This window comes from Anaerobacillus sp. ABR4_321 (assembly GCF_056158505.1).
Window position 1 is genome coordinate 3,253,481 of record NZ_JBSWTK010000001.1, and the last position, 20,015, is coordinate 3,273,495.

The following is a 20,015-nucleotide window of genomic DNA, read 5'->3' on the forward strand; positions in this document are numbered from 1 at the left end:
GGTAACTACGCAAAGAGTGAACAATTTGAAGGGAGTTTATCCATATGAACGAAATTAAAGTGTCAGTAGCCGGCATGAAGGGCGAGGACTGTATACAAGAAATCGAACAAGCTCTACTTTCTCTTAGTGGAGTGGAAAGAGCTCTAGCTGATTTAAAGGAAGAGATGGTATCGATCGAATATGATGAAGAGGCGATCGACGTATCCGTGATTATCAATACAATCGAAGGAATCGGCTTCGAGCCTGCACAATAGCCTGCATCCATGCAGGCTTTTTCTTTTCCATCAAAAAAAGAGTAGGCAAGTGCCTACTCTTCAGAATACCAGTACCCCTAAACATCTAAAGAACTTCCCTCATTTGGAGCACTTACACCAATTTTTCGCTTATGGATTAGGGCATTGATTTCTCCTCCAACAAGAAGAATGAGTCCCGTTAAGTAAAACCAAAGCATTAAGATGATGACGCCCCCAAGACTTCCATATGTTGCAGAATAGTTCCCAAAATTACTTACATAGAAAGAGAAAGCGAGTGAAATCACCTGCCATCCAATTGTAGCGACGATCGATCCGATGAACACTTCTTTAAAGGGAAAATGTTTGTTTGGAGCATAGCGATACAATACAGAGAGCACTAATGCCATAACGGCTACTGCTACGACCCAGCGAAGAACTCGAAACAAGATTTCCGTTGACTCAGGTAAATACAAGGACCTCGTTACAGTGTCGATGATGAGATCACCGAATACAGGTAAAACGAGTGTAACAACAAACGCTAAGATTAGTCCGATCGTAAGAAGAATGGAAAGAAGGCGAGCTTTAATGAATGACCTCGTTTCTTCCACATCGTAGGCCAAATTCAATGCTCGTATAAGCGCCATAATTCCGTTTGAGGCAGACCAAATCGTACCAAGAATACCGACCGTTAACAGCCCTCCCTGTGGTTCACTAATAATCGAAACAACATTATCCTGCAGGATGCCTCCGATCTCTCCTGGGGCAAATTTCGTGATAAAGTCAACCGCCTCCTGCTTTTCTATCGATAAATATGGGAGGATTGAGATGACCAATATGAGCAGAGGAAAGATCGATAGCATAAAGTAGTAGGCAAGTTCAGCTGCTAGACTTGTTACCCGATCTTCTCCAATTTCTTTTCCGAGTTTCTTAACAAAAGACATCATGTCGCTTTTCCCCTTTCTCTCAGTCTTTAATTTTCATACCCTCATTGATCGCTATGTAATCTTTCAAAAGAAAAAGAGCAGGCTGAATGCCTGCTCCTCGCTTGTTTAATTTGTGGTCCCTATGCCGCAGGAGTATGAAGACCTCTTGACTCCTGCTAGAATACACTCTAACGAAATTAAACTTTCCGAACGTTTATGCTAAATCTTTCTTTGCATTATTCCAAATAGAAGATCAACTGTGACCTTCTTTATTTTCCTCATCTTGATGTTCGATCGCATTTAAGCTATCGCTCGCTCCTTCAATATCCAAATGATCCCTTAACTCCATTCTTGCATTACTTAGCGTTGGTTCATCTAACTTTAAATAGTATGTGGAGCCGGGTTGATAATTTTCACCTGAAAGCTGAATCTTATCGATCGAATCAAGGTTTGAAATAAACGGATAAAGACTTAGTGCTTCTTTAAACGTCATGCTCATCGTGAGGTTTTCACCTATTCGCTCGAGTACGCCACCGTACTTTGGAATCGACGAAAGCGAACTTAGTTTATCGATCGAAGACGTAATAACTTCCATCTGTCGCTGTCCACGCATAAGATCAGAATCCGCTTTACGAGTTCTTGCGAATGCCAATGCCTCTTTTCCATCGAGCGTATTTTGCCCGACTTTTAAGGCCACCTCACCTTTTGATTCTTTATATAATTGATCCACAATACTTTGTTTCTCGATCGCAACATCGATACCACCGATCTCATCGATGACCGTTTTGAACGCATCGAAGTTGACTCTGACCACTTCATCGATCGGAATGCCGAGCATCCCTTCAACCGTTTGGATCGTTAAATCGATGCCTCCATATGCATGAGCATGTGTGATTTTATCCATCCCCTGCCCTGGTATTTCAACATATGAGTCTCGAGGGATACTCAATAACTTCATCGACTTATCATCCTGGTTAAACGTAGCGACCATCATCGCATCGCTTCTCCCATCAGATGATGCTTCTCGATCATCCACACCAAGAAGCAGAACAGAGAAATGGTCTTTCCCGATGTCCACACCCTCTTCTCTTAAAGTAGATTGTGCCCCTCTATCCGGCTCCATCACAGACTGTTTTGAAACCGTTGAAACTTTATAAAATAAGTAACCCCCGTAGCCGGTGACTCCGATTAAGAGCAGTGATAATACGAGGATAACGCTTCTTTTTAATCTTCTCTTTCTTCTATGCTTTCCATATCGGTTGTTCATTGTTCTAAATTCCCCTTTAAAACAGTCTCATTTCGAAACATTTAGATCATTCGAAAGTAGCAGGTAAAAAAAGACGGTACACGCTCTAAATGTTGAGATCACTAAGTTTTTTGTGTTTCACGCTTTATAGCTGTAAAATACATAAGTAGGCCAAATAGAAGGGATGGAGCGCAGTGGAGATAAAAATTAAATATGTACCGTGGATTATTATAGGAAGCTATTTCGTATTCGGTTCTCTATGGATCCTGCTCTCCGACACCATCCTTTATCAGATTACAGATAATTTCATGGTCAGTAAACAGATCGGATTGTATAAAGGCTGGTTTTTTGTCTTAATCACCTGTCTTCTACTTTACTTTCTATTGAAACAACTTCTTTCCATAAATAAAAGCACGCAGGATCGATTGACTGAAAGTGAAGAACGATACAGAAGACTTGTAGAATCGTCTCCTTACGCGATCGTACTCTATCAGGAGGGGAAAATCGTTTATTCGAATCAAGCGGGACTAGATTTGGTTGGCGTTCGATCGAAGGATGTATTAGATGACCGAACTCATCCACGAGTCGTTGACCCTGTCGATCTTGTACATATAAGAGAGATCCTTAAACGGTTGCAGGAAAAGGATCATGGTGTCGCAGAAAGCTTTGAATACCAAATTTTTAAGGACGAAGGATATGTAATCGATGTGGAATCAACGTTTACCCCTATTTCTTTTAAAGATAAGAATGCGGTTATCATTCAGACAAAAGATATCACAGAACATAAATCAGCTTTGAAGGAACTGTGGGAAGCAAAGCAAATGATTCAAGCCATCATATCCGCTTCACCGATCGCGATCGTGACGCTCGATTTAAACTCGACCATCCGTTCTTGGAACCCTGCCGCTGAAAAGATTTTTGGCTGGAGTAGTTTTGAAATCATCGGAAAACCGAACCCCATCGTTCCAAAAGATGAAAAAGATATTACGATCGCTGAAATCGTTCAGCATGGCCATATCGTAAATAAAGAAGTGAAACGAAAAAGAAAAGATGGCTCGATTGTCTACACCGTTTTATCAACTGCTCCTATCGAAGACGAAATGGGAGAGATCAACGGAATCATGGCTGCTTTTATGGATGTGACCGATACGAAGAAAACCGAAGAAGCCTTGTTGAAGACGGAGAAGCTTTCTGCTGTTGGGCAGCTCGCTGCAAGTGTTGCTCACGAAATACGGAACCCGCTCACTTCTGTAAAAGGATTCATTCAATTACTACAGCGTGATGAAGAGATTGCAAAGAATGCGCCATATCTCAGTATCATTCTATCTGAAATCGATCGGATGGATAATATCATTAAAGATCTTTTAGTCCTTGCAAAGCCTCAGGCTGAACGTTACACGACTCTCTCGATAAACGATTTACTCTCATACGTCGTCCAGCTATTGAACAGTCAGGCTTCCCTGTATAATATCTCTTTCAAGATGGAGTTAACAGATGAGTGTCTATGTATTTACGGAGAAGAAAATCAATTGAAGCAAGTATTCATCAACTTGATCAAAAATGCGATCGAAGCAATGCCGACTGGCGGGACGGTAACACTTGAAACAGATCATGTTGATGACGAGGTAACGATAACGATTCAAGACGAAGGAGTAGGCATTCCTGCTCATAAAATCAAAACACTCGGTGAACCCTTTTATACAACGAAAGATGACGGTACAGGTCTTGGTCTTCTATCTAGCTTTCGTATCGTAGAAAATCACAAAGGATCTCTATTTTTTGATAGCACAGAAGGCATCGGTACAAGGGTAACAGTAAAGCTGCCCCTTGCTGAATCGGCGTGTGAATAGCCCAAACTAGTCGTTTCAATTTGAATTTTTTTGTCCTTCCTTCCCAATCTATGCTAAAATATCTTTCGTCTCTTATGTTCGAATAAGGTTCACCTGAAGGAGGAAGCAACATTGGATAAAATCAAACGTAATGATCCGTGTCCTTGTGGAAGCGGAAAAAAATATAAAAAGTGCTGTATGGGATCAGAAGCAGCACAAGGTCAAATCGAAGAACAGCTCTACACACAGGAGCTCTACACGATTCAAGCACAGCTTGTTGAATACGCGATGAGCGAACATGATTATAAGATGGTCACACTTGCAAATGAACTATTCATTCGCTATAACATTCCAAAAGAGTTAGAAGAAACGTACATGCACGGCATTTTCCCATGGGCGATCTTCCATCAATCTGTTAATCAGTGGAATAAAACGATCGTAAAAGAATACATTCAGCGCTACGCTAGCACGTTTTCAACTGATACAGTTAGAGAAGCTGTTCAAGATTGGCGCGATGCTTACATGTCTGTCTATCTAGTTGAAGAAACAACAGGGAACACGGCAGTGGTAAAAGAATACAGTGCTTCACAGCCATTTAGTATCTTACTTCCAGATGGCGCAGATCTTACAAGAGGAGAAATCGTAGCAGGTATCATGTTACCTGTAAAAGGCGGAGCAATGCCATTCATCGAGCTACTTAAGATTTCAAACGAAGCGATGAAGACGATCATCACGAAACTTGAGCAAGATCAGCAAACGATCCGCACGCTCATGCATACTGCATTCCCTGAAGTTTTGAGCGACATTGTAAAACTGAAAAGCGGTAGCAAAGAGAACGAAAAAACAGAGCTTCAATGGGAACGAGAAGAAGATCAGGAAGTGGCATCCCTCTTTACTAAGCTAAGCGATGAAATAAGTACTGATCAGCGACATGAAATTCTCTCATTCTGGAAGAGATACAGTGAAACAGAATCTCCTTCTATTAGAAAGCCTGCGATTTTCGCAGCTGCACTCGAGTATTTAGCAGCGAAACAATACGGCATTTCAGTAAGCCAAAGCGCACTTGCTAAAAAATATGAAACGTCAGCATCTAGTATTTCAAGTAAGTATAAAGCGATGGCAAAAGAATTTGAGCTTGTACCACAGTAATTGAAAGAGGCTGGGACATAAGCATATAACCATGAGAAAGACCCGATCAATTCATTTGAATTAGATCGGGTCTTTTGTAATTTACAGATAGAAAACCGCCGCTTCGCCAACATACTTCGCTTTCCGCGGGCACGGCCTCAGTCTCCTCAGAAAGCAAAAAACGCTTTCCTGCGGGGCCTTCGGACTCGTGCTGTTCCCGCAGGAGTCTACGTATGTTGGCTACGCTAAGTCTTACTCTTTACCATTCTACATTCGCGATTTCCTTCATGTATGTTGGTTTTGTCCTAGCCTCTTTTTTATTACCATGAATCATATTTGTAACATTATCGAAGATTTTGTAATGGTTATCGAAAATAACACATAAAGACCAAATCCTCTTCCCTCCCCTGCTATACTAATATCAATCCAGTTAACCTTTCTCTCAACCCGGAAAGGAACTGGTGTTGATAGGAGAAGTAAGTAAGTGCATCCCTTTCCCCCCGGAAAAACCTCCTTATTCTTAAAGCTAGAAAGAGGCGCGTCGCGAGACGCGCCTCTTTCGTATTTGTAGAAGGCTCGTTCCGTAAACATTTTCTCTTGCAACAAAGATTCCCCTTCCTATTTCCTGTATGATAGACATTAGGAGGGTGATGAAGATGCTTACGGCAGAACATATTTATTCCACTTTCGAACCGCTTAGAAATCGTGAAAATGCAGAGAAAATGGAGAAATACATGCGGAACCTCTTTCCTTTTCTAGGTGTTAAAACCCCTGAAAGAAAACAGGCTTATCGATCTGTCTTAAAAGATTATGGCGCACCTGCTAAAGAACAGATCATTCCGATTGTAAAGGAACTATGGCATGCAGAAGAACGAGAATACCAATACGTAGCTCAAGAACTACTTGCTCGTAAAAAACAGCTCGAGGTAGATGACGATGAACTGATCGAATTTCTTGTTACGACAAAATCATGGTGGGATACGGTCGATGGACTTGCTTCCAACACAGCCGGTACATATTTCATGCAATACCCAAAACGGACAGAAGAGCTTACTGGAAAATGGATTCATCATGAAAACATGTGGCTGAATCGAACAGCTATCCTTTTTCAATTAAAGTATAAAGAGAAAACAGATTTTGAACTTTTAAAAGACTACTGTTTAATTCACGCTGAATCAAAAGAGTTTTTTCTACAGAAAGCGATCGGATGGGCGTTGAGAGAATATTCGAAGACAGACCCTAATGCTGTCGAGCAGTTTATTGAACAGCATGAACTCGCTCCACTAAGTAAGCGTGAAGGGCTGAAAGTGGTTAAGAAACAAGCTACTATTAACAGATAAAAAAAGGCTGTTGAGAACATTGTCTCAACAGCCTTTTCTATGCAAATCGTTATTTTCCGATAAATTGTTGCGTCCAGATGTTTCCTTCTTCAACATAACCTACACCGATATGAGTAAAGCTTTCATTCATAATGTTCTTACGGTGTCCTTCACTGTTCATCCAAGCATTTACAACTTCTTCAGGAGTTTGCTGTCCTTTCGCAATGTTCTCTCCTGCTGTTCGATACTCAACGCCAAACTGATCCATCATGTCAAATGGAGAACCGTAAGTTGGGCTGTTATGCGCAAAATAGTTGTTCGCTTTCATATCTTCTGACTTCGCTTGCGCTACTTTACTAAGTTCAGTATCAACTTCTAGTGCTGGCAAACCAGCTTTCTGTCTTTCAGCGTTCGTCAACTCGACTACTTCTTGTTCAAATTGAGAAAGCTCATTTCCTTGCTTTGATTCGTTATTTTGAGATTTGTTGTTTTGAGCTTCATTCTTTGAAGCTGACTCACTCGGTGCCTGCGGTGTAGCTTTTTCTTCATTCTGCTTCGAAGCAGGCTTTTGCTCTTTTCCATTTGAAAAGTTGATTGAATCCTGGATCGATATATTATATTGGTTTTCGAATCGCTCGATGAACGACTGAAAATCCTTCATGTTATCAAATTGATAAGACTGTGTCTTCACGTCGATATTGGAGTTTTGTTCAGCTCCTGTACTCGCTGAACTTGTTGCTGGGTTTGCTGCCAACAGAGCTGCTGCCGCTGTGACACTTAGCAAAATTGATTTCTTCAATGGTATTCCTCCTTGTTTTGGTGAAAATGTCTTGCACATTGAACGTACCATATGAAAACGAGCATGTAAGACCGTAAAAAATTCCTGCGACTGAAATATCTGGTAAAGACTATTAAACTCATAAACACGAAAAAAACCCTTAATATCAAGGGTTCAGTTCATTTCTCGCCCATTTTATAGCGAACGTCACTTGGAATTTATTCCATATTATAGGAGATGAATAGCCATTAACTATTCTTTTCAACTATTTCAAAATCGTAACAAAAAAGAGAGAGCTGTAACAGCATCTCTCTTAAACACTCAATTTGTTGATCTAAAGTCAGTGAACGGATACCAAACCATTTCCGCTCGCCCTACTACATCATCCGTTGCAATCTTACCGAGACCGTTTCGACTATCCATGCTTCTAAGCCGGTTATCACCCATGACAAACAATTGGCCTTCAGGTATTTCGATAGGTCCGAAATCTTCAGTTAACTGCATTCCCATCGTTTCCGCTTTATTTCGGTTCGTCGTAAGATAAGGTTCCTCTAATTCTTTTCCGTTCACTAAGAGGCTATCATTCTTCATTTCTACCGTATCACCAGGCAAGCCGATTACTCGTTTGACATAGTGTTTGTCTTTCTCAGGATCTTCTATAATGACGATATCACCTCTTGCAGGTTCGTCTTGTACATATGAAATCAATTTATTTACTAATAGACGATCACCGTCATGCAAGGTTGGATCCATCGAAGCACCTTCCACGATATAGGGTGCTACGATAAACATTTTCAACACAAAGGCTAGAGCGACCGCAAATAATAAAGGACTTGCCCACTCTTTTACCCATTTTGTTTGAGATTCTTTCTCCATGTGATCCTCCTAGTATGCATAATATCCTAACCTGATGAGATTCCCAGTATATTCTAGCATGATTTTCCTATAATTTTCTAGTCTATGCCACCGTCTAACTGCCTATTTTTTGAGCATTAGATTTCATTTTTACACCAGTTTATGATGAACTTAACGTATCACACGTTTAGGAGGATATCTATGGATACTAGCAAAGCATTCGTTTTCGATGCTTATGGAACGTTATTTGATGTATTCTCAGTCATAGAGAAATGTGAAGAGCTTTTCCCTAAGAGAGGAGAGGCAATAAGCCAAACATGGCGGAAAAAGCAGCTAGAGTACAGTTATTTAAGACAGATGATGGGAAAGTATCGGCCTTTTTCTGAAGTCACGAGGGATGCGCTTCGCTACGCCGTTGCAGAAGCTGGGCAGGAGTTAACGTATCAAAATGAACAAGCGCTATTGGATGCATACAAAGAGCTTCATGTATATGAAGAAGTAGCTGAAGTATTAAAAGAGCTTAAAGCACATAACGCAACGATTGCAATATTCTCCAATGGGTCCCATGATATGTTAGACCCTCTCGTAGAACAGTCGCCTCTTTCTGAATATATCGATCATATTATTAGCGCTGATGACGTCAAACAGTATAAGCCAACCCCAGCATCATACACTCATGTGATCGATTCTTTAGGGATTAAAAGGGACGACGTTTTATTCATGTCTTCAAATGGTTGGGATATTTCTGGTGCAGCGAACTTCGGGTTCCACACAGCCTGGATCAACCGAAAAGAACAGCCAGTTGAAGAACTGAGCCTTCCACCTACATCGATCTATCATGATTTAACTGGATTAAAGAAATGGATGTAAACGACAATCCTATATAGAAATACGAAACTGCCGAGAGAAAACCTCGGCAGTTTTTTGATGACTTTTTTCATTCTTAATTGCCCAAACCATTTATAACTTCTTACATACAATACTATTACAGATCAACAAAAGCTTGTTAAAGGAGGTGACTAGAATGGGTTACGGCTATGGCCAAGGATTCGCGCTTATCGTAGTTCTTTTCATTCTGCTTATCATTGTAGGTGCTGCTTTCGTTTATTAATCTGTGCTAAAAGAAGAGGGAAACTCCCTCTTCTTTTTATTACTTCTTACGTTGCATCATTATAGTAACATAGGTTCTTCAAAAAGAACGGGTCTTTAGACCCAAGTGGGACGAGCTAACTTCCCATTTTATACCCATTGATTCTTTCACCTCTTAGCCTTATAATCTTCGCATAGTACAAGTTTGATGAAACGTGGTAAGGAGGGATGGGTATGATGCAAGAAAACGGTTTATTCAAAAGCGAAATCATTCGTTATCAGGAACATTTGAAACAATATCGAATTTCTTTTCAACAGCTAAGTGTTCACACACCAGTAGAACCATCTGTACGAAACTGGTGCAAAGGTGTGGCATACAAGCTGATCGAGCTTCCTAAGCTTTCAGACCGTGTCATCCAAACACGAAAGCTCCCATACCGAGAGCTTGTGCAGCACTATTTATTTAATAAATCGACCCTTAAGCGCTATCATAAATACATCTTAGCCATTTTCCTATTAAAGCACGGTAACTACGAACACCTAAGTGGGTATCTTACCTTTTCATTATAAAATTTCATGTATGGCTTGGTGCAAATGGGCGTATGTTTTAACGCGATCAAAATCCAGCCCCAAGCTCACTGTTGTCTGTGCAATCTCTGGTCGAATTCCTGTGACCGTTGCATCGATACCTGATAGCTCTAGTATCTTAATCAGCTGAAAGATTTCATTCGCGACCATCGTGTCCATAATTGGGACGCCGGATAAGTCGATTACTAAGTGAGAAAGGCCAAGCTCAGCACTTTTCTCAATTCCTCTACGTTGAATGAGAGACGCACGGTACGTATCGATCGTCCCAATCAAGGGGAGTACAGCAACGTTTTTTGATAGTGGAATAATCGGAACGCTCAATTCTGAAATTTTCGTATCCTGTGCATTCATCCTCTCTTCATTAAGCTGATTCGTATAAACCGTCACTTTATGAAGAAGTAGGTCAAAGGACTTGTTCATGAAGCTGCCCCATTCAGCCAGCTGGCTCGCTTGGATATTTTCTGTTGTTTCTTGGCTAAACTCAACCATAATATCCCATAGAATCTGTCTTAAATACGTAAGACTCGCCACAGATTGTTGCAAGGAAAACGTATGGTTCACAAATATTTCTACGATCCTACTCGCCCACTGCATAACATCACGTTCATTTGATTCGAGGAAAATCATTTGACGCACAAAATCTGAGCAAAACGCTTCGATTTCTCTTTTAAGCTCTGCATCATCGATGACTCCCGTATCAGTCGCCTCTTTTTCGTTAACAAGCAAATGTAGTCTTGCAATCCACTTTTCACCGATTTCTCCTATGTGATCTTGGAAGAAATCTACATACCTTCGTTCAACTTTGTTCATGATCTCTTCTCCCATTTTTTAGAATTTATTGTTAGTACATTGATTCCCCCTTTTTTCATTTTATACACTTTACTACCATGAAGAATGTGCCATTTTTTTAAAGGTATTAGCCTATTAAAGTGGAATAGTATAAGGTGGAGAGTTTATTTCATATCGATACGTTTAGTAATTGCAAGCAAAGGGAAACAGTATTTTGACATGATAATCGGAAGTCAACGGCTCTTGCCCTGTATCATACATTCTCCCGGAGGTGCCACATGCTAAAAGAAAAACTATTAACGAAAGAGGAACTTCGACGAATCGTACGTGACCTTCAAGGAAAAGGTGTTAAAGCACAGCTCTGCTACAGAAAAGCATAGGACACTCTGAGCGATCTTCCAAAAGGTCGTTTTTTTTTGTCCTAAAATAGACACAAACGGCTTATTTCAACTCTTCCACTTCCTCAATATTCCTCATTTGCTTCGGTGAAACATGCCATTTGAAACCTTTACTTCGATCAAACATTCTGTTTACTAAGGTGAAGATCAAACTGAAATACACTAAAGTTGCCTTACCGACGGAATTTGAAAAGGGTGCACCCTCACTGGAGAAGTATAGGTGGAAGATCATGAATTCGAAGTGCTCGTTACGCAATACACGCCTCTCATAAAAAGTCAGATTGCTAAACTGCGTCTTACGAAAAACTATGCGTACTATGAACAGATGGCTATGATCGCTTTATGGGAGTGCGCTACTAGGTATGACGCATCAAAAGGCAGTTTTTCATCATTTGCTTATGTAAAAATACGAGGGGAATTGATCGATGAGATAAGAAGAGAAGCAACGCGATCTACCCGATTCGTTAGTTCTGATGATATCACTGAGTTTCCTTCTGCCGAAGCTTCTGTTCGCTCTGAGTATGAATTGTCCCACTACCTTACTTTATTAACGTCGAATCAGCGGAAGTGGATCGAACTGTCACTTGTCGAAGAACTTTCCGTTAGCGACATTGCAATGAAAGAAGGCGTGACGGTTGAAGCGGTAAAATCGTGGCGAAAGCGTGCGATCATGAAACTGAGGAAAGCACTAAAGTAAAAAAACACCCCGTGGGAACGGGGTGTTTTCATGCTTAGCGGTTGTATTTCTTCTTAAACTTCTCAACACGACCACCAGCATCGTTAAAGCGCTGCTGACCAGTGTAGAACGGGTGAGACTCAGAACTGATATCAACTTTGATTAGTGGATATTCGTTACCGTCTTCCCACTCGATTGTTTCGTTTGATCCTTGAGTAGAACCAGTTAGAAACTTAAATCCGCTACTTACATCTAGAAAAACAACTTTTTGGTATTCAGGATGAATTCCTTGCTTCATTAGTAGACCTCCTTTATCGATCGAATCATCATTTACGTTTAAATGAAGGGTATAACTTAAGAGATTTTGACTTCAACATACGATGAGTTCAAAACCCGTCCTTCCTAGTATATAATCTTTGAGCAATTTGTTCAAACATTGAATCACAGATTTTTAATAAAAATTTATTTTATGGTATGTAACGATCTTATCAACTCGTGTATACGGACGACACCTTCTAATAAAAACCGTATGAAAAAATCGATAGAGATTCAATGGAATAGTTATGATAAGCTTATCGTGGAGGTTGTTGAGCGACGTAGCTCTAGAAGTAGAAGTGATTGTGTATAACGCGTCTTGATGAATAGAAGAACCGATATCTATCGAACTGCTTCTTTCTGTTGAAACTGAAATCTTTGATAAGACGTTAACAAACTATCTAACTCTTGACTACACTGTAACGTTTCCTCATGCGATATTCCTTTTTTTACCCCGATCTCAATCATTTCCTCCTGTTTACGTTTTATCCAATCAAGCAAAACTTCCCTAGCATCATAGTCAACATACAACAATCCAGGTCCCTCCTTCAATTTGTACAAACTCTATTATCCAAATTTTCACTCGACTTGTGAACCCTTTCGCCAAAACTAGACAAAAACTCCTGCTGTGTTTAATCTCTATACATTCATTCGCACAAACTTCCAATTTACGACCATATTTTTGAAATAAAAAACAGCTTCTAAATGAGAAGCTGTTAGGAACTAACTTTAGAATTTAATACCTGAAGCGTTTCTTTAGTAAGCGACAAGTAGTAATAAAATAATTCTGTAGTAGAACATTCGTATAATTGCTTATGCTTTATCTTGTATATTCCCTTTTCTAATAAAAGGGAGATAAGCTCATCTTTCGAGCGTGTAACCTTTGCCACGTACATTCCTCCAACTACTAGGTATCAGGTTTAGCATCATCAAAATAATCAAGTGTCAGCCTTCCATCAGAGTGCAATTGCGCTAAATAGACCTCTTCTATGCTGACTTCTTTCTCTTTAAGTTTTGCATGTAACCATCCTTCCGATTTTCCAATATTAGCAAGCACTTCTGTCATGACGTCTCCGTCCATGATCAATGACTTCGGCTCCTTTTCTTCAGGAAGGTGTAGCCATAATTCTGACGGTCGTACCGGACGGTAGTCCCGTTTCAAGAGGATGCTGAGCTCACCGTCTGCTTCTAGTAATGCAAACTCAACTTCACTTGCTGAAAAAACATCTTTCTTACGTAACATCTCTAATAGTTCATCTGTAGAGATGCGCTCCTTCCTTAAGTTCTTCTCAAGAATCTTTCCATCCTTGATGAACACAGTTGCTTTCCCTTCAACGATATCTCGAAACTTTTTGTTTTTTAGCGAGATGATACTGATCACAACTGATGCTCCTGCCCAAATAAACAGACTCGTTAGTCCATTGAACAGGTTCGCTTCTTTACTCATTGTCAACGTACCTGCGATATCACCGATAATGATACCGACGATGTATTCAAAATAAGACAGTTTTGAGAGCTGCTTTTTACCAAGAAATTTTGTTAATAAAAATAAGACGATCAGCGTAAAAAATGACCTTCCAACGATTTCTAACCAATCACTCATCTCATTTTCCCCTTTTTTTCAACTTGAAACATCTCATTAACATTTTCTACTAGTTTGCATAACTGAATTGGAATTTATGTGTCCTGTACAGCTACCGTGGTGTACGATAAGATTAAAGTTGTCCGTTCTGACAGAAAGGAAGATACCATGCTCGATCAAGCAAAAAGTCAGCTGAAACATTATTTTGGATATGATGAGTTCCGATCCGGTCAAACGAACATCATCAAAAGTATTCTTACAAAGCAAAATACCCTAGGAATCATGCCAACTGGTGGAGGTAAATCGATCTGTTATCAAATCCCAGCTCTTATGAACGATGGGTTAACGATTGTGATTTCACCGTTGATTTCTTTGATGAAAGACCAGGTAGATGCCCTATCTGGATATGGTATCGATGCTGCTTATATAAACAGTTCATTAACAGAAACAGAAATACGAGCGACAATGCAAGAAGCAGAATACGGTGAGGTAAAACTTCTTTATATCGCACCTGAACGATTAGAAGCACCTTCTTTCCAACAGTTATTGAAACGAACGTCGGTTTCCTTGATCGCGGTTGATGAAGCCCACTGTATCTCTCAATGGGGACATGATTTCCGCCCTAGCTATATGAAGATCAGCCACATGATGGACGCTTTCTCTGAACGCCCGCCGATTATCGCGTTAACTGCGACCGCTACTCCAGAAGTCGTTCATGACATTCAGCGCATCCTTAACATCGAGGAAGAACAGACGTTTATCTCGGGTTTCGAGAGAGAAAATCTACATTTTTCCGTTGTAAAAGGAGAAAAGAAAAAAAGCTTCATTACCTCGTACTTGAAACAAAATGCTTCTCAATCGGGCATCATCTACACGGCCACTCGAAAGGAAGCAGATCAGCTGCATTCCTCACTTGAGAAGCTTGGAATAAAGGTTGGCAAATATCACGCTGGATTATCAGAAACCGAGCGAAAGGCCGCTCAAGAAGCATTTTTATTCGATGATATTGTGGTAATGGTTGCTACGAACGCCTTTGGTATGGGAATTGATAAATCCAACGTGCGATTTGTCATTCACCATAACCTTCCTAAGAACATGGAGTCTTATTATCAAGAAGCGGGCCGTGCGGGAAGAGATGGGGAGGAAAGTGACTGTTTTCTTTTATTTTCACCAGGAGACATTCATATTCAGAAATTCCTCATTCAAGAAAACCAGCATGACGCTGTAAGAAAGTCAGCGGATCTTGCAAAATTAAAAGCGATGGTGGATTACTGCCATACTGAAAAATGTCTGCAAGGCGCGATCTTACACTATTTCGGTGATGAACGTCCGAACTATCGCTGTGGAAAATGCAGCAACTGTGTTGACGAGCGAGAAGCTGTCGATATTACGAAAGAAGCACAAATGATCTTCTCTACGATCAAGCGAGTGAACGAACGGTTCGGGAAAACCATCATCGCACAGATTCTAAAAGGCTCTAGATCAAAACGAATAAAAGAACTTCAGCTTGATCAAGTTACAACGTTCGGTCTCCTAGCACGTCGAACGCAACAGGACATCATCGATATGATTGATTTTCTCACGGCTGAGCAATTCATCACGTTAACAGATAGTAAATACCCTACACTCATTCTCCAAGAGAAAACCTTGCCCGTGCTTAAAGGACAAACGGCTATCCATAAGAAAGTATCGAGAACGCCTCAAGCGATCGAAGGAAACGATGAGCTGTTTGAAAAACTCAGAACGCTCCGGAAGCAAATTGCTGACCGAGACGGCGTTCCACCGTATGTCGTTTTTGCTGATAGTACGTTAAGAGAATTATCCGAGGTGCTCCCTACATCACGTGACGAGATGCTGAAGGTCAAAGGTGTTGGAGAAATGAAGTATGAAAAATACGGAAAAGCATTTCTTGACCTATTAGACTCTCTCTCTTCTCGTCATCAAGATGAAAAGCCTAGCCATCTCGCAACGTTCGAACTGTTTCAAGATGGAGAAGAGATTCCGATGATCGCTGCTTCAAGAGGACTAAGTGAATCAACCGTCGAAGGTCACCTTTTAAAAGCAATCGAAGAAGGATTGTTGGAAATCGATCGATTAGTAGCTCCTGAAACGGAAGAGCTCATCTTGAATGAAGTAGATCGAATTGGAGTAGAGAAACTCAAGCCATTGAAAGAAGCACTGCCAGAAGAAATTACCTATACGCAAATTAAAGCTGTATTGACGAAAAAGAGAAAAGTAACGAAATAAAAAGAGGAAGAGCGATTTGCTCTTCCTCAGCTTGTCGAGAACCTATTTCATTATTCGGTGCTCCCGATACCGTAGTCGATGACGATCGCATGCTTTCCGCGGACGAACGTCCAATGGTTTAACAGGCGGATATTCACTATCCATCAACATAATTAGAATGGAAATAATCATCTACTTTCATCTACATTGGAGACTTTCTCTACACTCTGAGGAAGAGCAGGGGTGCTCTTCCTTTGCTATATATATAATCACATCTGAAACACAGCAAAAAAAAGGAAGAGCAAATCGCTCTTCCTCTTTCATTACCTTTATTCATAACGCAACGAATCGATTGGATCGAGTCGTGACGCTTTGTTTGCTGGTAAGATGCCAAAGACGATACCGATCAGCATCGAGAACACGAGGGCTCCTACGACAACTTGCCAGGAGATGAGTGATGGCCAGTTCGCAAAAAACGATACGAGATATGCCGTACCTGCACCAAGCAAGATGCCGATCGTGCCACCGATCAACGTCAAGATGATCGACTCCACGAGAAACTGAAGCAGAATCTGCTGTCTCGTTGCGCCGAGTGATTTTCTTATTCCGATTTCTCTTGTTCGCTCCGTAACGGAAACGAGCATGATATTCATGACTCCGATTCCTCCAACGAGCAGCGAGATACCTGCAATACTACCGATGATCGTCGTCATGATCGTCGTGACCTGACCGATACCTGCAGCGATTTCCTCCATGTTCATCACTTGATAGGAATCCTCAGTATCATGCAAGCGATTCAAAACTTCTGTCGCCTGCTCTCCTGTCGGCTTAAGGTCATCTGTATCTCCTACTTGTAACGTTACCTGACTATAATTATTCGTTCCAAACATGTTCCGCATTGCAGACCATGGGAGATACGTGTCGACAGATCCAAATGCAAACAACCCAGTAGGCTTTTCAAGTACACCGATGATTTCGACGGGCTGAACGCCTACTCGAATGATTTCTCCGATTGGTGATTTTCCTTCAAAAAGCTCTTCCTTCATGGCAGCACTAACTACCGTCACTCTTCTCCCGCCAAGGAAATCAGCGGAAGTAAACCCACGACCTTCTGCAATATCAAGCTTGTTGACGTCCATGTACGCCTGGTTGATGCCGATGATCGATGTATCGGTCGATTCTTCTCGGAGCCGAACAGTGGAGTATTCTGAAGTCGATGCTACGACCTTCGTTACTTTTTCAATCTTTTCAAGCTCTCTGATATCATCGTTAGTAAATGGGTTCTGCTCCCAGTCGCCACGCTGCATCTCTTCTTCTGATGGCTGATAAAAGACTTCGATCGTATTTCCATCTCCAGCAATTTGAGACTTTAGCATCGCTTCGCCACCCTGACCGATCGCAACGACGACGATGACAGCGGCTACACCGATGATGATGCCGAGCATCGTCAAAATCGATCGCATTTTGTGAGCCTTAACGGACATCAGAGCCATCTTAATATTTTCTAAGAGACTCATGAAGGGAAACCTCCAGTCGTAGGCTGTTTTCCGAGCAAACCATCTCGAACGTAAATCACACGATTCGCATACGCCGCTACTTCTGGTTCATGTGTTACGACGATGATCGTTGTACCTTCCTTGTTCAGTTCAACGAAAAGTTCCATGATCGCGACACTCGTAGCCGTATCGAGGGCACCTGTAGGCTCATCCGCAAGAATGAGAGATGGATCATTAACAAGCGCTCTTGCAATCGCGACACGCTGCTTCTGCCCACCGGATAACTCGTTTGGAAGATGCCCCATTCGATCTCTAAGGCCGACGCGTGTCAATGAATCACTAGCACGTTCTTCTCGCTCTTTCTTCGAAGCCCCTGCATAGACCATTGGAAGTTCAACATTCTTTAAAGCGGTCAACCTAGGCAGAAGCTGAAACTGCTGAAAAACGAATCCGATCGATTTATTACGGACCTTCGCAAGTTCAGGATCTGAGTGTTTCGAAACATCTTCTCCTTCTAAATAATAGGATCCTGCCGTCGGACGGTCTAGGCAGCCGATGATATTCATCAACGTTGATTTTCCTGAACCAGACGGCCCCATGATCGCAACGAACTCACCTTTCTCAATATCAACGGAAATCCCTTTTAATACTTCGACCGTTTCTTTACCTAGCGCGTAGCTTTTGACGATTTTTTCTAGTTGGATCATTTAACACTCACATCCATCCCATCCTTAAGTTTACCAGGAGGGTCGATGACAACCTGATCATCCTTCGTAACACCGCTTGTTACTTCGATTCGTTCAGCGGTAGAAGAACCTGTTTTGATGTCTTTTCGAACAGCTTTTCCACCTTCAACAGCGTAGACATACTGATCATCACCGTCCTGAAGGACTGAACTAAACGGCAGCGTCATCGCTTGATGTGATTCAGTTTCGATCTCTACAATCATTTGAAAGCCCGGTTTAAGGTTAAGCTTTTGCCCATCATCGATCGTAACCGTGACAGGGAACTGAACAGCAGAAGATCCGCTCTCTGTTGCAGTGGTTTCCGGTAAATAAGCGACTTCAGAAACTTTTCCTTTCCATTCCTGATCTGGAACCGCATCTGACGTAAGTGTTACACTCTGGCCATCATCCACGCTCAACGTGTCATATTCAGAAAGCTTGCCTTTTACAACAAGATCGTTCATACTCCCGAGTCGAATGAGCGGCTTCTCACCCTGAGTCGTTGGCGAGCTACTTTCGTTCACTTCAATCACGACACCATCGATTTCGCTCGTCACTGTTAATTCAGACATGCGTTCTTTCAGACGATCACGCTGCAGCAACGCTTGACGAAGGTCAAGATTTGCCATGCGAATATCCATTTGTATTTGGTCGAGCTCAGCTTCCATCGTCTCTTCTGCTTCTTCTCTTCCTACGTCGTCTGCTAGTTCATCTTCTTTTTCTTGTAATCTCGTTTTTTGTTTGTCGAGTGAATTAATGCGAAGGTAGAGCGATTCGATGTTAATATCGTTCTGCTCTTTCTCCATCTTTAGATCAAGATTCTCGTACGTTAATACGTTATCACCCTTCTTAACAGCGTCTCCCTCTTCTACATGGACCGTCGTTAGTTCACCTTTCGATGGGTCTTCAAACAAAAGACTTTCATTTGCGAGGGTCAATGTCCCAGGAGTCATGACCGTCGTATTGATGTTTTCACTTTCTAATGTTCCTGTTTCAACCTCAGCTGATTTACTAGCTGACGTTCTGTATACGTTAAATCCTATTATCAGAGCTAATACTGCTACTACAGAAATCGAAATCCATACTTTCTTCTTCATTCGATTACATACCTGCCATGCTGTTCATAATCGCACCGATCGCTGCGAAACCGATACCGATCAAGAAGAAGATGATTGGAATGATCCATGCAAGTGCTTTTGGCCATCCAGCTGTAATTCTAAGACCGATCGCCGTTAGGATCGTTGTCCAGATTCCGAAGATTTCAAAACCATTCAAGATGCCGCCTGCAGCTCCATCTGCATTTACTAGACTACCGATACTCGTATACATCGAATCGATGGATCCGCCTAGTAATGCCATCAAACCACCGTTCAATAAAAGTCCGATCGTACCAACAAAAGTAATGAATAAGTTCATGGAAAATAACTGCTTGAATGTCACTTCAGAAGGTGTAGCTTTTGAAATCAACCAGTAAATAAAGCTTCCGATCAATACACCGAATATTGGGGAGAGACCGATCGAAATCGCAGTTGATATCTTAATGAAAGTCAGCATGCCTTCCATGCCTTCCATACCTTCTGCGCCGTTCATGTTACCAGCCATCATTTCTTGTTCAAAGTCAGGACTCATCACCATCAACCAGCCCGCAAAAAGTGAAGCGAGCACTACGATCAGAAGTGGTACCCATACCTTTGGCTTTTCGCGGATCCTCTCAAATTGTTCACCTGGGCTAAAGATCATCCCTAGGATTGATGGATTTGTTGAGTTCTCGTTCATCTCGTCACAACCTTTCTAATTTACTCACCTGTATATACGCACAA

22 protein-coding genes are annotated in these 20,015 nt (G+C 41.4%); 9 read left to right on the forward strand and 13 right to left on the reverse strand.

Annotated features, from left to right (window positions below):
- The first annotated feature begins 44 nt into the window (after positions 1–44).
- Entirely contained in the window at positions 45–254 is a 210-nt protein-coding gene (locus ACXADT_RS16950; protein ID WP_270181501.1) for a heavy-metal-associated domain-containing protein, read from the forward strand.
- A gap of 77 nt (positions 255–331) precedes the next feature.
- On the opposite strand, the gene ACXADT_RS16955 is transcribed toward ACXADT_RS16950, so the two are convergent.
- Entirely contained in the window at positions 332–1,177 is an 846-nt protein-coding gene (locus ACXADT_RS16955; protein WP_474832000.1) for a YihY/virulence factor BrkB family protein, read from the reverse strand.
- A gap of 232 nt (positions 1,178–1,409) precedes the next feature.
- The gene (locus ACXADT_RS16960; RefSeq protein ID WP_474832002.1) at positions 1,410–2,423 is read right to left on the reverse strand and encodes an LCP family protein; all 1,014 of its coding nucleotides are present in this window, start codon (positions 2,421–2,423) and stop codon (positions 1,410–1,412) included.
- A 173-nt stretch (positions 2,424–2,596) separates the two neighbouring features.
- Here ACXADT_RS16960 and ACXADT_RS16965 point away from each other — a divergent pair, with 173 nt between their 5' ends.
- From ACXADT_RS16965 to ACXADT_RS16975, 3 genes are all read left to right on the forward strand, one after another.
- Positions 2,597–4,252, forward strand: coding sequence for a PAS domain S-box protein (locus tag ACXADT_RS16965; protein ID WP_474832004.1), 1,656 nt, complete (start codon positions 2,597–2,599; stop codon positions 4,250–4,252).
- Positions 4,253–4,363: 111 nt separating this feature from the next.
- On the forward strand, positions 4,364–5,380 hold the full coding sequence (locus tag ACXADT_RS16970; RefSeq protein WP_474832005.1) for an SEC-C metal-binding domain-containing protein: 1,017 nt from the start codon (positions 4,364–4,366) through the stop codon (positions 5,378–5,380).
- A gap of 635 nt (positions 5,381–6,015) precedes the next feature.
- Entirely contained in the window at positions 6,016–6,699 is a 684-nt protein-coding gene (locus tag ACXADT_RS16975; RefSeq protein ID WP_474832007.1) for a DNA alkylation repair protein, read from the forward strand.
- A gap of 49 nt (positions 6,700–6,748) precedes the next feature.
- Here the strand turns inward: ACXADT_RS16975 and ACXADT_RS16980 are convergent, their stop codons facing one another.
- Complete coding sequence (locus ACXADT_RS16980) at positions 6,749–7,477, reverse strand: CAP domain-containing protein (RefSeq protein ID WP_474832008.1); 729 nt, start codon at positions 7,475–7,477, stop codon at positions 6,749–6,751.
- A gap of 300 nt (positions 7,478–7,777) precedes the next feature.
- Positions 7,778–8,332: a signal peptidase I gene (lepB, locus tag ACXADT_RS16985; protein ID WP_270181494.1), complete on the reverse strand. Its 555-nt coding sequence runs from the start codon at positions 8,330–8,332 to the stop codon at positions 7,778–7,780.
- Between the two features lie 180 nt (positions 8,333–8,512).
- On the opposite strand from lepB, the gene ACXADT_RS16990 reads away from it, so the two are divergent.
- The 3 genes from ACXADT_RS16990 (at position 8,513) to ACXADT_RS17000 (ending at position 9,970) form a co-directional block, all read left to right on the forward strand.
- Positions 8,513–9,181, forward strand: coding sequence for a haloacid dehalogenase type II (locus ACXADT_RS16990; RefSeq protein WP_474832010.1), 669 nt, complete (start codon positions 8,513–8,515; stop codon positions 9,179–9,181).
- A gap of 154 nt (positions 9,182–9,335) precedes the next feature.
- Complete coding sequence (locus ACXADT_RS16995) at positions 9,336–9,422, forward strand: YjcZ family sporulation protein (RefSeq protein ID WP_224882924.1); 87 nt, start codon at positions 9,336–9,338, stop codon at positions 9,420–9,422.
- Between the two features lie 212 nt (positions 9,423–9,634).
- Positions 9,635–9,970, forward strand: a complete 336-nt coding sequence (locus ACXADT_RS17000) for a hypothetical protein (protein WP_270181492.1) — start codon at positions 9,635–9,637, stop codon at positions 9,968–9,970.
- On the opposite strand, the gene ACXADT_RS17005 is transcribed toward ACXADT_RS17000, so the two are convergent.
- On the reverse strand, positions 9,965–10,798 hold the full coding sequence (locus ACXADT_RS17005) for an STAS domain-containing protein (protein WP_474832011.1): 834 nt from the start codon (positions 10,796–10,798) through the stop codon (positions 9,965–9,967). The two genes, ACXADT_RS17000 and ACXADT_RS17005, sit on opposite strands and share 6 nt — an antisense overlap.
- 597 nt (positions 10,799–11,395) lie before the next feature.
- On the opposite strand from ACXADT_RS17005, the gene ACXADT_RS17010 reads away from it, so the two are divergent.
- Positions 11,396–11,872: a sigma-70 family RNA polymerase sigma factor gene (locus ACXADT_RS17010; protein WP_474832013.1), complete on the forward strand. Its 477-nt coding sequence runs from the start codon at positions 11,396–11,398 to the stop codon at positions 11,870–11,872.
- 34 nt (positions 11,873–11,906) lie between these two features.
- Here ACXADT_RS17010 and ACXADT_RS17015 read toward each other — a convergent pair whose 3' ends face one another.
- From ACXADT_RS17015 to ACXADT_RS17030, 4 genes are all read right to left on the reverse strand, one after another.
- Positions 11,907–12,149: a type B 50S ribosomal protein L31 gene (locus ACXADT_RS17015; protein ID WP_270181489.1), complete on the reverse strand. Its 243-nt coding sequence runs from the start codon at positions 12,147–12,149 to the stop codon at positions 11,907–11,909.
- Positions 12,150–12,508: 359 nt separating this feature from the next.
- Positions 12,509–12,700: an aspartyl-phosphate phosphatase Spo0E family protein gene (locus ACXADT_RS17020; RefSeq protein WP_270181488.1), complete on the reverse strand. Its 192-nt coding sequence runs from the start codon at positions 12,698–12,700 to the stop codon at positions 12,509–12,511.
- A 182-nt stretch (positions 12,701–12,882) separates the two neighbouring features.
- Positions 12,883–13,062 carry a Fur-regulated basic protein FbpA gene (fbpA, locus tag ACXADT_RS17025; RefSeq protein WP_474832014.1) on the reverse strand — a complete coding sequence of 60 codons (180 nt, stop codon included), beginning with the start codon at positions 13,060–13,062 and terminating at the stop codon, positions 12,883–12,885.
- A gap of 11 nt (positions 13,063–13,073) precedes the next feature.
- Positions 13,074–13,769 (reverse strand): DUF421 domain-containing protein, encoded by a 696-nt coding sequence (locus ACXADT_RS17030; RefSeq protein ID WP_474832016.1) that lies wholly within the window; start codon positions 13,767–13,769, stop codon positions 13,074–13,076.
- A 147-nt stretch (positions 13,770–13,916) separates the two neighbouring features.
- Here ACXADT_RS17030 and recQ point away from each other — a divergent pair, with 147 nt between their 5' ends.
- Complete coding sequence (recQ, locus tag ACXADT_RS17035) at positions 13,917–15,995, forward strand: DNA helicase RecQ (protein ID WP_474832017.1); 2,079 nt, start codon at positions 13,917–13,919, stop codon at positions 15,993–15,995.
- Between the two features lie 308 nt (positions 15,996–16,303).
- On the opposite strand, the gene ACXADT_RS17040 is transcribed toward recQ, so the two are convergent.
- Genes ACXADT_RS17040 through yknW form a run of 4 tightly spaced genes read right to left on the reverse strand, consistent with a single transcriptional unit; the run spans position 16,304 to position 19,971 of the window.
- The gene (locus tag ACXADT_RS17040) at positions 16,304–17,491 is read right to left on the reverse strand and encodes an ABC transporter permease (RefSeq protein ID WP_270181485.1); all 1,188 of its coding nucleotides are present in this window, start codon (positions 17,489–17,491) and stop codon (positions 16,304–16,306) included.
- Positions 17,488–18,177, reverse strand: coding sequence for an ABC transporter ATP-binding protein (locus tag ACXADT_RS17045; RefSeq protein ID WP_270181484.1), 690 nt, complete (start codon positions 18,175–18,177; stop codon positions 17,488–17,490). The genes ACXADT_RS17040 and ACXADT_RS17045 overlap by 4 nt, the downstream gene beginning before the upstream one ends.
- On the reverse strand, positions 18,174–19,292 hold the full coding sequence (locus ACXADT_RS17050) for an efflux RND transporter periplasmic adaptor subunit (RefSeq protein WP_474832019.1): 1,119 nt from the start codon (positions 19,290–19,292) through the stop codon (positions 18,174–18,176). The genes ACXADT_RS17045 and ACXADT_RS17050 overlap by 4 nt, the downstream gene beginning before the upstream one ends.
- A gap of 4 nt (positions 19,293–19,296) precedes the next feature.
- The gene (gene yknW, locus ACXADT_RS17055; protein WP_474832020.1) at positions 19,297–19,971 is read right to left on the reverse strand and encodes a YknW family membrane protein; all 675 of its coding nucleotides are present in this window, start codon (positions 19,969–19,971) and stop codon (positions 19,297–19,299) included.
- Positions 19,972–20,015 lie beyond the last annotated feature (44 nt).